At 39.4% G+C, this 13459-nt stretch carries 8 protein-coding genes; 3 read left to right on the top strand and 5 right to left on the bottom strand.

The features are described 5' to 3' along the window. The first annotated feature begins 149 nt into the window (after nt 1-149). Nucleotides 150-620 (top strand): DUF4112 domain-containing protein, encoded by a 471-nt coding sequence (locus ACLCDL_RS04550; protein ID WP_423147088.1) that lies wholly within the window; start codon nt 150-152, stop codon nt 618-620. A gap of 71 nt (nt 621-691) precedes the next feature. Here the strand turns inward: ACLCDL_RS04550 and ACLCDL_RS04545 are convergent, their stop codons facing one another. Continuing rightward, on the bottom strand, nt 692-1321 hold the full coding sequence (locus ACLCDL_RS04545; RefSeq protein ID WP_423147087.1) for a hypothetical protein: 630 nt from the start codon (nt 1319-1321) through the stop codon (nt 692-694). Nucleotides 1322-1601: 280 nt separating this feature from the next. On the opposite strand from ACLCDL_RS04545, the gene ACLCDL_RS04540 reads away from it, so the two are divergent. After that, entirely contained in the window at nt 1602-1790 is a 189-nt protein-coding gene (locus ACLCDL_RS04540) for a hypothetical protein (protein WP_423147086.1), read from the top strand. Between the two features lie 41 nt (nt 1791-1831). Here the strand turns inward: ACLCDL_RS04540 and ACLCDL_RS04535 are convergent, their stop codons facing one another. From ACLCDL_RS04535 to ACLCDL_RS04525, 3 genes are read right to left on the bottom strand one after another with little or no spacing between them, the layout of a single operon-like run. Beyond that, on the bottom strand, nt 1832-3058 hold the full coding sequence (locus ACLCDL_RS04535; RefSeq protein ID WP_423147085.1) for a hybrid sensor histidine kinase/response regulator: 1227 nt from the start codon (nt 3056-3058) through the stop codon (nt 1832-1834). Nucleotides 3059-3095: 37 nt separating this feature from the next. Beyond that, nucleotides 3096-8795: a HAMP domain-containing protein gene (locus tag ACLCDL_RS04530; RefSeq protein WP_423147084.1), complete on the bottom strand. Its 5700-nt coding sequence runs from the start codon at nt 8793-8795 to the stop codon at nt 3096-3098. Nucleotides 8796-8852: 57 nt separating this feature from the next. Beyond that, nucleotides 8853-9257, bottom strand: coding sequence for a hypothetical protein (locus ACLCDL_RS04525; protein ID WP_423147083.1), 405 nt, complete (start codon nt 9255-9257; stop codon nt 8853-8855). A gap of 301 nt (nt 9258-9558) precedes the next feature. Here ACLCDL_RS04525 and ACLCDL_RS04520 point away from each other — a divergent pair, with 301 nt between their 5' ends. Further along, nucleotides 9559-10617 carry a TonB family protein gene (locus tag ACLCDL_RS04520; protein WP_423147082.1) on the top strand — a complete coding sequence of 353 codons (1059 nt, stop codon included), beginning with the start codon at nt 9559-9561 and terminating at the stop codon, nt 10615-10617. A gap of 3 nt (nt 10618-10620) precedes the next feature. Here the strand turns inward: ACLCDL_RS04520 and ACLCDL_RS04515 are convergent, their stop codons facing one another. Then, entirely contained in the window at nt 10621-13395 is a 2775-nt protein-coding gene (locus tag ACLCDL_RS04515) for a TonB-dependent receptor (RefSeq protein ID WP_423147081.1), read from the bottom strand. Nucleotides 13396-13459: the final 64 nt, after the last annotated feature.

Raw genomic sequence — 13459 nt, 5'->3', positions numbered from 1 at the left:
TTTTTCGAGAAAAGCAAATGATATGGGAAATATTTTTACTATTAGAAAATAATATGCACATTTTGTTTCACATTTATCTTTTAGGTTAATTATCGTTTCTTCTCTAAACTTTTACTTACATGCTCGGTTTCAATACTATACGTTAAAAAATGAATAAGAATGAATCTTTATTAAACAGTAAGTTAAAGTGGGTACAGCGTTTATCCACACTTTTAGATAGTCAGTTTAAGATTCCTGGTACGCGTTTTCGTTTTGGTTTAGATCCGGTATTAAACCTTATTCCATTTGCCGGTAATTTGCCCGGAACTTTGATGTCTGTAGCCTTGTTTTTAACTATGCTGAAATATGGAGTTAGCAGAAAAGTGATTATCCTGATGCTGTTAAACGTAGTAGTTGATGCTCTTATTGGCTCAATCCCTGTTTTAGGGCAGGCGTTTGATTTTTTCTTTAAAGCTAACGACAGAAATATCAGTTTATTGAAGAAACACTATGAGGAGAGAAAATATCAGGGGAGCGGAACCGGGATTATAGTAATAGTTGTCCTTGTTTTAGCAGCTTTCTTTACTTTGTTTATTTATCTAATCTGGAAAATTTCTGAATGGATTTTAAATATATTTTAATATTAAATCGAAAGGAGTATGCATAACGCTTATTTCATGCGGTGCATACTCCTTCTCTTAGGAAAATGGTATTAATTGGCTAAACAACCAATTGCACAAATTTCAAATACTCCACATCCTGTGTTGGCTCCTGATTTATATAGAGCAGTACGTTTTTCAATTGTAAAATTTTTACTTACAATTAATCTGTAGTAAGTTGTTTGAGAACCTGTAGTTCCAACATCAAATTTTAAGATCGGGTCCGAATAGCAGTCCTGGCTTTTATCCTGATTGTAACTAGGAGTAAACGCTGACCAATTTTCTCCATCGGTGCTGGTAGCAGCACTTACCACATCATTTAAAGTAGCACATGCTCCTAAAGAAATTCCCCAATGGCTTAAATCCTGAACTGTTCCATTGTTTTTTCCGTTTCCTGGGTTGGGATTAGTGACCGACCAGATCCAGGTGTAGGTCCCGTCATTGTTGGAAGTTCTGCTGATAAGCGAGACAGTATAAGGCAGTGTACTCTCCGCTGAAACAGTAAGTGTGTTTTTAAAATTAGCCGCTGAAATTTGCTTTCCGTCACACAAGCTTTTCATACTTGCCAGCGATTTTACCTTTTTCTCACTGTCCTCATTTTTTTTACAGGAAAAAACAACTGTCATTGTTAATGCTACACCGACAGTTAAAGCTTTAAAAGCTAAAGAAGTAATTTTTTTCATAATAGTAGTTTAGATATTAATTTATTTTTAATAATATAAACTTACTATTAAATGTTTTACTTGGTATCTTGATGCTTTAAAACGAGAAGGGATTTCACTGATTTTGATAAAAATGAGAAATGATTGTGAAGTTAGATGCAGTTCTTCACGAAAATAAAAATCAAAAACTTATGAACGAAAAAATAAGACGTGTGAAATGTGTTAAGTAGAAAATGAAAAAGTTTACAAAATTGTAAACAAAATGCCTCGTTTTGCATTTACATACTACAATCTATTATCTATGAATTTTTCAAACAACCTACCGCAAAGTATTACAGATCGCACGGACTATTCAGGTACAGGATCATTAGCTGTTTCCTCAGTGCTTGAAAACTTAAGAGAGAAACATCTGTCTATTCTGGAGAAATACCAGGAAAAATTGCAAAATGAATTAAAGAGCAGGAAAGAGGCAAAGCGCAGTGAATTTTAGGTACGGCTTTGCTTTTTGTTCACTCGAATGCAGGAGTAGTTTCAATTGTCATGAATGTGACCGGGAATTGTAAATTTAAAACATGTACCTTTTCCAACCTCACTTTCAACATTTATAGTTCCGCCATGCTGAGTAACAAAATCTTTAACGAGCAGCAGCCCTAAACCGCTTCCCTGCTCTTTATTAGTACCTGAGGCAGAAGGAGAATTAAATTTTGAAAAAAGTTTTTCCTTAACTTCTTCCGTCATTCCTGTTCCTGAGTCCTCGATGCAAACTTCTACCATGTTATCGCATTGTTGTGCGGTAACTTTAACAGATCCGCCATTTGGAGTGTACTTTATAGCGTTTGTTACTACGTTTTGTAAAATTGAGCGTAGCATTAGTGAATCTGCATTAACAAAAATTTCTTCCGGTACTTTATTTTCCAGTTTAATCTCCTTGTTTGAAGCATTCGTTTTAAGCAATTCCAGCGACTCGTTCATTCCTTTAATCAGCTGGATCTTTTCCGGGTTAAAGTTTGTTTTCTGACGCTGCTTCTTTGCCCATTCTACCAGTTCATTTAATTGATTGAGGATTTTATTGGAAGTACGATGAATAATATTGGATAGCTGCTTTATGTCAGTTACCTTAAGCTGTTCGGCATTGCGACTAAGTTTTTCTGAGGAAGCAAGGAGTGCCGTTAAGGGATTTCGAAGATCATGAGAAATAACTGACAGGAACTTATCTTTTGATATGTTGAGGTCTTTTAATTCCTGGTTTAAATTTTCAAGTTCAATTGTTCGTTCTTTTACCCGGTTTTCCAGTTCCTGGTTTAATTGCAGTAAGTTTTCATTTGTTATCCTAAGCTTTTCCTCCTGTTGTTTCAATAGCTGATTCTTCTTATGCAATTCTGCAAAAACAGCCACTTTTGATCGTAGAATCTGCGGGTTAACTGGTTTTCTTATATAATCAACCGCACCTGCTTCGTAGCCTTTAAACATGCTTCCTTCTTCATAGTCCTGGCCGGTAATGAAGATGATCGGAATATGACGTAATTTCTCTCTCTGGTAAATATATTCTGCAGTTTCATAGCCATCCATTATCGGCATTTTTACATCCAGCAGAATCAGGGAAAAATCATCTTCCTTTAATAATATTTTCAAGGCGTCTCTTCCAGAAGTAGCTTTGGAGAAAGAATAGCCTTCTTTCTCCAATACTATTTCCATTGAAGTTAAATTATCTTCCCTGTCGTCTACCAAAAGAATTTTTATCGTTGTTTCTACAATCACCGTGTTTTTGTTTTATTCCTTCTTCAAGATTAACCATTTATTTTAATAACCAAATTCGCATTAAAGATAAAAGTTGATCTGTTTTAACAGGTTTAGTAATGTAATCTGATGCTCCTGAAGCCAGACATTTCTGTCTGTCACCTATCATTGCTTTCGCAGTTACCGCAATAATTGGCAACTGTTTATTTTTAGGTTCTTTTCTTATCCATTGTATAGTTTCATATCCATCCATTTCCGGCATCATAATATCCATTAAAACAATGTCAATCTGACTGTCAGAGTTTAATATCTCCAATGCTTCTCTTCCGCTTTCTGCAGTAAGTACTGTTAAACTAGAACGTTCAAAAGCGGCAGTCATTGCAAAAAGATTTCTCACATCATCATCCACAACCAATACTTTTTTTCCGGTCAGAATATCCTGGCTGCCCCTTGTATTGTAGATAAGGTTAAGCTTGTCTTTAGATAATTCTTTCGCATCCAGGTGTAAAAGCATGGTGACATTTTCTAATAGTTTTCCATCAAAGGCCTGATCTTGAGGGATAAACCTGTACTGAACCCTTTTAAATGGTGCCAGTGCATCTGGTGTAATCTCTTTTTCAGAATGCAGGATAATTGAAGTTGAATTTTGCTTCTGCTGGTTGAGATGATTATATAAAGCTTCGGTATCAGATAAATTGAAATCGAGAATTATGCAATCATAAGTGTCTTTTTTAAGAAGCGAAACACCTTTTTTAGTGCCTGGGACTGCTGTTACACTTAGGTTTTGCAGGTTTAGTAAAGATGAAAAATGATTTTGCTCATTCTCATTTTCAATAAGCAGAACCTTTTTAACTTTCCGATCATTAAATTCAATTATACCGGTCATTAATTCATCTAACGATCTGTTTGAAAGTGGCTTCAGATTAAAACTTTTTGCTCCATGTCTCAAGGCCAAAACTTTATTATCTTCTCCTGAGATTAAATGAACAGGGATATGACGCATATTCAAATCGCTCTTGAGTAACTTCAGCACTTTCCACCCGTTTGACTCAGGAAGGTTGACATCGAGCGTAATTGCAATAGGATGAAAATTCTTAATACACTCAAATATTTCCAGATAACTGATTGCAACTACTGCCTTCAATCCAAAATCATGTGCTTTATCAATCATGATCTTCGTAAAGCGTAAGTCATCTTCAATTACTAAAATCACTTTATCTTCACTTACAATATTGTGCTTGTCGTCATCTATTACTGGCTCTGCAACCTCTATCAGATTCGTTTTATTAGATGCAGGATAGATTTGTTTTAACGAATCTTCGGCTATTGAATGTGTTCCTTCTTTATATTTTAATGGAAGGTAAAGGGTAAAGGTACTTCCCTTTCCAAGTTCACTCTCCACCACAATTGTCCCACCCAACAGTTCGGCAAAACCTTTACTGATTGATAATCCCAATCCTGTACCTCCGTATTTGCGGCTGGTAGAACCTTCGGCTTGCTGAAATGCTTCAAAAATAATGCTCTGTGTTTTCTTTGAGATACCAATTCCGGTATCTTCGATAGAAAATGCAATTACAGAATCGGTATTTGCAAGCATTTCGTTAAAAGGCGGCTTATGAATGCGAAGTTTTACTTCTCCTTTTTCTGTAAACTTAAATGCGTTTGACAGCAGGTTTTTAAGAATTTGATTTAATCGCTGAATATCGGTTTCAATTATTCCCGGAAGCTGTTCGTCAATCTCAATTTCGAAATTGAGGTTTTTAGCTTCTGAAATTGGTTTAAACGTCGACTCTACAAACGATGCAATCTCCTTAAAGCCCACCGGCATAATATCTGCCGATATTACTCCCGATTCAATTTTAGACAGATCCAGAATGTCGTTGATAAGCTGAATAAGGTCATCTCCGCAGGAGTGGATGGTTTTAGCATAGCGTATCTGTTTTTCTGTCAGGTTTCCTTCGTGATTTTCAAATAACTGCTGAGCCAGAATTAATAAACTGTTAAGCGGGGTCCGTAATTCATGCGACATGTTGGCCAGGAATTCTGACTTGTATTTAGAAGTCAATGTTAGCTGTTCCGCTTTTTCCTCTATCGAACGCCTTGCTTCTTCTACCTCCTTATTAATCTGCTCTACTTCTTCTTTTTGTTTTTCAAGCAGTTGGGCTTTGTCGTGAAGTTCGTCATTTGCACGTCTTAATTCTTCCTGCTGTGCTTTCAACTCACTTGCAAGTGATTGCGACTGGGCTAAAAGTTCTTCGGTACGTGTATTTGTTTCAATGTTGTTTAATACGATACCAATACTTTCGGTAAGCTGATCCAGAAAGTCCAGGTGGGTTCTGCTGAAACTATCAAAAGAAGCCAGTTCTATTACCGCTTTAATATTATTCTCAAATAATACAGGCAGGATAACAAGATCCAGCGGAGGTGCACTTCCAATACCGGAAGTTATTTGCAAATAATCTCCGGGCACATTTGAGAGCAGGATTCTTTCTTTATCTTTTGCACATTGCCCCACCAGCCCTTCGTTAATTGAAAATTCTTTGCTGATGATTTTACGGCTTTTATGAGCGTAACCTGCAAAAAGTTTTAATGTCGGATCTTCGGTTCCTTCCGGCTGTTCAAGAATATAGAATGCACCGTATCGGGCATTAACAAGTTCTGCCAGTTCAGAAAGTACTTTGTTTGCCACTGCATTCCGGTCTCTTTGCCCTTGCAGCATTTGTGCAAATTTAGCAAGGTTTGATTTAAGCCAATCCTGTTCGTGGTTTCTTAATGTAGTGCCTTTCAGGTTGGCAATCATTTGGTTAATAGTATCTTTCAGAGCTTCAAGCTCTCCTTTTGCATCCACACGGATGGTTCGGGTAAGGTCACCTTTTGTTACCGCCGATGCTACTTCAGAGATTGAACGCACCTGTGTGGTAAGATTCTGAGCCAGCTGATTTACGTTTTCTGTTAAATCTTTCCAGGTTCCTGAAGCTCCCGGTACACTTGCCTGTCCACCCAATCGTCCCTGTACACCTACCTCACGTGCTACAGTTGTTACCTGATCAGCAAAAACCGCCAGTGTGTCAATCATTTCATTAATGGTGTCGGTAAGCTGGGCTACTTCTCCCAATGCATTAATAGATAACCGCTGTTTCAAATTTCCTTTAGCGATTCCGGTTGCCACTTTAGATATACCGCGTATCTGGCCTGTCAGGTTGGAAGCCATCTGGTTTACCGAGTCAGTTAAATCTTTCCATGTTCCCCCAACACCTTTTACATGTGCCTGTCCACCCAGCTTTCCTTCTGTACCTACCTCTCTCGCTACCCGGGTTACCTCAGATGCGAATGAATTCAACTGATCCACCATCGTATTGATAGTGTTTTTCAAATCCATCATCTCACCCTTTACGTCGATAACAACCGTTTTTGAAAGGTCTCCGCTGGCTACCGCTTTGGTTACTTCGGCAATATTACGCACCTGGGAGGTAAGATTACTCGACATCTGGTTTACCGAGTCAGTTAAATCCTTCCATGTACCAGCTACCCCAGGCACAAATGCCTGGCCTCCTAAGTTTCCATCCGTTCCCACCTCACGTGCTACCCGGGTCACCTCAGAAGCAAATCCTCTTAACTGGTCCACCATCGTGTTAATGGTTTCTTTTAACTGGAGGATCTCACCCCGTACGTCAACCGTGATTTTTTTTGACAAGTCTCCGTTTGCTACCGCGATGGATACATCCGCTATATTTCTTAGCTGGGCAGTTAAGTTACCGGCCATTTTATTTACAGAATCTGTTAAGTCTTTCCAGGTTCCGTCAACGCCGGGTACATTCGCCTGGCCTCCAAGCTGCCCTTCCGATCCCACCTCACGTGCTACCCGGGTTACTTCAGATGCGAAACCTCTAAGCTGATCCACCATCGTGTTGATGGTATCTTTTAATTCTAATAATTCCCCTTTTGCGTTTACTGTAATTTTTCTTGAAAGGTCGCCTTTTGCTACCGCGGTGGTCACCTCCGCAATATTACGTACCTGCGAAGTCAGGTTATCAGCCATTTTATTCACGGAATCCGTTAAGTCTTTCCAGGTTCCGCCTACACCCGGTACATTTGCCTGACCGCCCAGCTGTCCTTCCGATCCTACCTCGCGTGCCACCCGTGTTACTTCAGAACCGAAAGAGTTTAACTGGTCAACCATCGTATTGATGGTGTTCTTAAGCTCCAGCATTTCTCCTTTCACATCTACCGTGATTTTCTTTGATAAGTCTCCTTTCGCTACCGCTGTGGTTACTTCCGCGATATTACGCACCTGGCCGGTAAGGTTACCTGCCATCCGGTTTACAGAGTCCGTTAAGTCTTTCCAGGTTCCGCCTACACCCGGTACATTTGCCTGGCCCCCCAATTGCCCTTCAGAACCTACTTCCCGTGCCACCCGTGTTACCTCAGATGAGAAGGAGTTGAGCTGATCCACCATCGTATTAATGGTGTTTTTTAACTGAAGAAGCTCTCCCTTCGCGTCGGCTGTGATTTTGCGGGATAAGTCACCTTTTGCTACTGCCGTAGTTACATCGGCAATGTTACGCACCTGGTCGGTCAGGTTGCTACCCATCTGGTTTACCGAATCGGTAAGATCTTTCCAAACACCGCCAACTCCTTTTACTTTTGCCTGGCCTCCCAGTTTACCTTCGGTACCTACTTCGAGCGCCACACGGGTTACTTCCGATGCGAAAGAGTTCAGCTGATCCACCATCGTGTTAATGGTTTTCTTTAGTTCAAGCATTTCTCCTTTCACATCCACCGTAATTTTCTTCGAAAGGTCTCCGTTTGCTACCGCTGTGGTTACCCCGGCGATATTTCGCACTTGGGAGGTCAGGTTACCTGCCATTCGGTTAACCGAGTCGGTAAGGTCTTTCCAGGTTCCTGCAACCCCCGGTACTTTCGCCTGGCCTCCCAATTTACCTTCGGTACCTACTTCAAGTGCCACCCGCGTTACTTCCGATGAGAAGGAGTTTAACTGATCCACCATCGTATTAATGGTGTTTTTAAGCTCCAGAATTTCTCCTTTTGCCTCTACCGTAATCTTTCGCGAAAGGTCTCCTTTTGCTACTGCGGTGGTTACGGTTGCAATATTACGTACCTGAGCTGTTAAGTTTCCGGCCATCTGGTTTACAGAATCAGTTAATTCTTCCCATACTCCGGCCACACCCTTAATCTTGGCTTGTTCTCCCAGTTGTCCTTCGGAACCTACCTGCCGTGCCACCCGAGTTACTTCCATCGTGAAAAGCCGCAACTGTGAGATCATCTGATTGGATTCTTTGGCTATCCTCAAAAATTCGCCTTTTAAAGGTTGTCCGTTTATTTCCAATGGTATTTGTTTGGAAAGATTTCCGTTTGCAACGGAATTGATCATTCCTGCAATTTCTAAAGTAGGGTAGGTAAGATCGGTTATCAGGTTATTTAGTGAGCGTACACCGGCTTCCCAGCGTCCGCGTGCATCAGGCAACTCAATCCGTTTGGTTAAGTTTCCTTTTTTACCGATGATATTTTCGGCAGTTGAAATTTCTGATACCAATCGCTCGTTCATATCGATGATATCGTTCAGCACTTCACAAATTCGTCCGCTTATTCCGGCCTGTGTTACAGGCATTCTTACATCAAGTTTTCCGTTTTTTACAAGTGAAAGAACTTTTAGCAGTTCTTTTAAATCAAGAGAATCGTCGCCCGGCGACTTGAGCTTTTCAATACTTAATGTTCTTTCCGCAATATCTTGTTTCATTGTATATGAATTACTGATTTTTTTGTTGATCAGATAGATGTTATTTTAATATCGCTGTTATTTGGTAGCAGCAGTCCATTTTAGTTCATAAGTGTCACAACCCAACCCCGTAATGCTCATTCTGAATGTGCCTGAAGCCGTGTTTCCTTTAATTGCCCCTGTAATTTCGAACCTGAACGCAGATGATCCTCCTCCTTCAGGTTCTGTTATAATACCATTGATTTGTCCGTTATTAACCGGAACGCTCTTTTCAGGGCCTGCAGTAATGTGCTCAATGGATGATCCGCATCTCCAGTAGCCGTCAAAAGTTACATCCTCCATCTTTTTTTTATCATCACTTAAAGTAAAAGAGATCTTGGCTCCCTTATAACCATTGCTAAATGTTCCTGTAAATTTCTTTTTCTGCCCGAATGCAAACGAACAAAGCAACATACAACAAACTACTATAGAAGTCCTTTTCATTTAATATAATTTACTAACGCAATATAATTATTAACTATTATATATTCCGCTATACATACTGCAGCTATTCTTTTAGCAGCTATAATTTTAAAATTAATTAGCTTTTTGCCATCAGCCCTCTACTATTTCCGGGTGTGGTTTAATTGGTTTGTATGTAAAAAAAGCGCTGTTTTTTCTTACAAAAATACATGGTCAAAATAAGTGTATTTGTTATATTTATTATCATTTTACCGTTAATATTTCCAGACAGGGAAAACATCTATACTAAAAGGCTATTTCTTAAGTTAACGCTAATATATCTATGAAAAACTATTACGATATACTGGAAATAAATACCGATGCTTCATCTATTGAAATTAAAAGTGCATACCGAAGATTATCTAAAAAATACCACCCTGATCTTAATCCCGGAAACAGCCTGTTTGAAGAATATTTCAAAGACATTCAGGAGGCATATTTTGTTTTAAAGGACGAATTGAAAAGGGATGAGTTTGATCATCAGCTCCGAATGTTTGAAATGCAGGGAAGCAGGGCAGTTACTTTCAGAGATTTTTTGAGGTACACATTTGATTTTCGGAAGGACAAGGAAAAATTCCATTGGCATGCCAATCCTTTTGTTAACTATTACAAGGGCATTGCCGTTGGTGGAGTTTTAATTGTGGGGATAACAGCTGTTTTTTTGATGGAAAACAATTTCGATAATCCGGCATACCAAACTGATCCTATTGTTTTCGATTCAAAATCTGATATGCCAGACCCTGTGAGCCTGGCAAAGAAACTGCCACAGAACGATTATATAAAAAAGATACCGCAATCCAGTTTTTCTATTACTTCTCCGAAAGAAGAAAAAAAGTCAGAAAATAAAAAAGACGATAAAAAAGAAAATGCTTCCAGAACGGAAAAAATTGCCAGTGATACAAAGTCTGAGGAAAGGAAAGTTCCCCGAAATATCTTTATAGCAAATGAAGTGCCTCATAAGGATTTAAAGCCTGCGTTTATTTCCCCGGCAAAAACAGAAGAAGTGGAGAAGGCCGCCGAAGAAAGCAGAATTTTTACTTCGGTAGAAAAGAAACCACGATATGGTGGCGGGTCGGCAGCGTTTGTGCAGTATTTAAATACCAATTTAAATTATCCTGCAGCTGCCCGTGAAGAAGGGATAAGCGGAAGGGTCCTGGTAACTTTTGTAGTTGAAAAGGACGGAAAGATTACAAATGTTTCTGTTGTTAAAGGAATAGGAGCGGGGTGTGACGAAGAAGCATTGCGGGTAATGCAAAATGCTCCTTCGTGGGTTCCTGGTGAGAATGGGGGAGAAAAAGTACGTGTTTTGTGCACTATACCAATTACCTTTAAATTGCAGTAGCAGTTATTTTAAAAATTGCTCAAATAAAAGGCTTATATAATACATTCCTCCAATTGAGGGGTTTCCGTATGAAGTCCGGTAAGATTTGTCAAATAAATTAGATCCTCCTATTTTAATAGTAGAGTTATAAAGCGGAATCCGATAACTTATCTGGCCATCAAGTGTGCCGAAAGACGGCACATCGCCGCTTACAAAGGGAGACTGCCAGTAGTACGAACTTTGCCACCTGTAGTTAAAATAAATACCAATGTTTTTACCGATTTCCCGGGTTGAAAATCCAAGGTTTAAAAGAACTTCAGGCGTATTGAAATCATTGAAATAGCCTTCGGGGATGTTTGAAAGTTTGTTGTAAGAGACATTACCGTTTAAACTTGAGGTTTTCCACCGGTAATCCAGTCCTAAAGCCATTCCCCATGAAGTGACACGTCCAGTATTGTTAACGGGAACATTAAAACGGGTAGCATTTTGCAAACCTGTAGGGCTTCCGGGAGTTGGATTCTGATAAACTTCTACCCCTGTGATGTAGTTTTTGTAAATGTTGGAATAGATATAAGAATCAATTAACAAATTGTTTTTATAAAGCCCCTTATATCCTAACTCAAAAGTTTGAACACGTTCCGGCTGAATTCCCGAAGCCGCAAATGTATATTCCTGCAGACTGGATGGGTTTCCTGTTGCCAGAAACTGTCGGAAACTTTGATCTGTATAGGCCTTGTTTGTATAAAGATTGTATTTTTTTATGATTTCAGGAAGCCCGCCAATTAACCGGATAGAATTACCTGCTACAGCCAGATCAATATACTGGTTTTGCGTAGTTGGATTCCTGAAACCTGTCTGGTAGGAAGCCCGGATATTTTTATTAGGCGCTACCGTATAAACACCGGTAATCCGCGGAGTTAACCGCCCTTCAAAATTTTCATTTTTATCGTAACGCATTGAACCGGTAAGTTTTAGCCGTTCACCGAACTTTTTTCCAATCTGCGTATACGCTCCGTATTCATTCATCCTGATATCCCTGTTAAGATCATCAAACAAGGTGCCGTCTGAATTTAAAGCATAGACACGGTAAGAAGTTCCGGCTAAAAGTTCCAGTTTATTCTTTAACAGACTGGAAAAGTTATACATTCCTTCGTAATGGTACATGTTAGACCGGTCGTTAAATCTTGCCCCGTTTTCAGGACCGATGTTTGTTTCTGAAATCTTCTTTTTTAACGAATTAAATGCAGCGGTACCAGGCTGCGGCCTGCTGTAATCTGCAAATGAACGTGCATCAATATTGGCTTGTTCTATTGATGCGCCATTAAGTCTCGATGCTGCAAAAGCAGCTGTGTAATCACTGAACCATGCTTGCGACGGCTTCCAGCTTTCATTTATCAAACTTGCTAAAAGTGTGGCATTGTACGCATCACCCGAACGTTCCTGTGTAGTATATCCCCTGACAAAGAAGTTTTCTCCTTTCAGTTCTAATTTATACTGCGCTATATTAAAGTTTTGTAGCGAATACCGGTCGCTGCCGGTGTAAATAGAAGTGCCTATACCGTAATTAACTTCAGCAATAGCCTGGGTAGAATCTGTAATTTTATAATAAAGAGCTGCTGATGTTTTTATTGATTTGGCATCGTAATCTACCAGGTCTTTTTCCGAATATCCGGTTCTGGTAACTATTGATGAAGGTAATAAATCATTATCATAAGCAGCAATGATTGATCTTGCCGGTTCGCTTAGTGATCCCGGAGGAACTTGTGCTGACTGTGCTTTTACAGTTGCGCCAATCTGATTTAATGTCGGAAATTTGAGATTAGGCTCATCTCCGTAAACATTTACACCATCGTAAGCCGGGTCGGTATTCCTATCGCCTGATTTTGCAGTTCTTAATAATCGGTTGAAATTTGAATAATCCGTTGCTTCCCAGTCTTTGGCATTCAAGTACGAGCCGGCAATTTTAATCCCTAACCGTTTGTTTATCACTTTTGCATATCTTATTGACATATCCGGCGATACAGCGTTGTCCCTCGTCAGTCCCATCCGCACCTGTGCTGTTAAACCCGGGTAAGAAAAAGGGCTTTTTGATGTCATTAGCAAGGTTCCGTTAGTTCCGCCTGCTCCATATAATGCAGAAGATGTTCCGGGTAAAAGTTCGATGTTGTCAATATCCAGGTCAGACAATCCTACAATATTACCTATTGAAAAATTCAAGCCCGGAGCCTGGTTGTCCATTCCGTCAACCAACTGATTAAAGCGGGTGTTTCCATTGGCATTAAAACCGCGTGTATTTATCGATTTAAAAGTTAAGCTTTGCGTGCTCATTTCAACTCCTTTTAAATTGAAAATTGCATCATAAAATGAAGGAGCTGCCGTTTGTCTGAAAGTTTCCGGACCCAAACGTTCAATAGAAACCGGCGATTCCAGTATTCTTTCAGGGATCCGGGAAGCGGATACTACTACTTCCTGACCTAATATATTTTCGGGTTCCAGTTCAATAATCAGATTCTTTATATCTTCTGTAATTACACGTTCTTCGGTAACATAACCTAAATGAGAAATAATCAGTTTAAAGGGCTTTGGAGCAGGTACATTTAAAACAAAAAGGCCATTTTCTGCTGTTTGTGTGCCCGTTGTTTTATCACCTGTTGTTACAGATACAGAAACTTCAGAAAGTGCCTGGCCCGTACCTATATCAACTACTCGCCCTGTTATTGGTGTGGTTTGAGAAAAAGCTGTAAATGATAGTAATAACAACGTTATTACTATGGATAATAGTGCGGATGTTTTTATCATATAAGGTAGATGAATGAATAATAAACTTACCAAAAAAATGTAAGAATGTTTTTTTATTGAGTAT

Source organism: Rubrilithobacter danxiaensis (assembly GCF_047272945.1).
Classification (GTDB): Bacteria; Bacteroidota; Bacteroidia; order Sphingobacteriales; family Sphingobacteriaceae; genus Rubrolithibacter; species Rubrolithibacter danxiaensis.
Note: the sequence above shows the minus strand (reverse complement) of the source record. Positions and strands in the feature narration are given on the sequence as shown.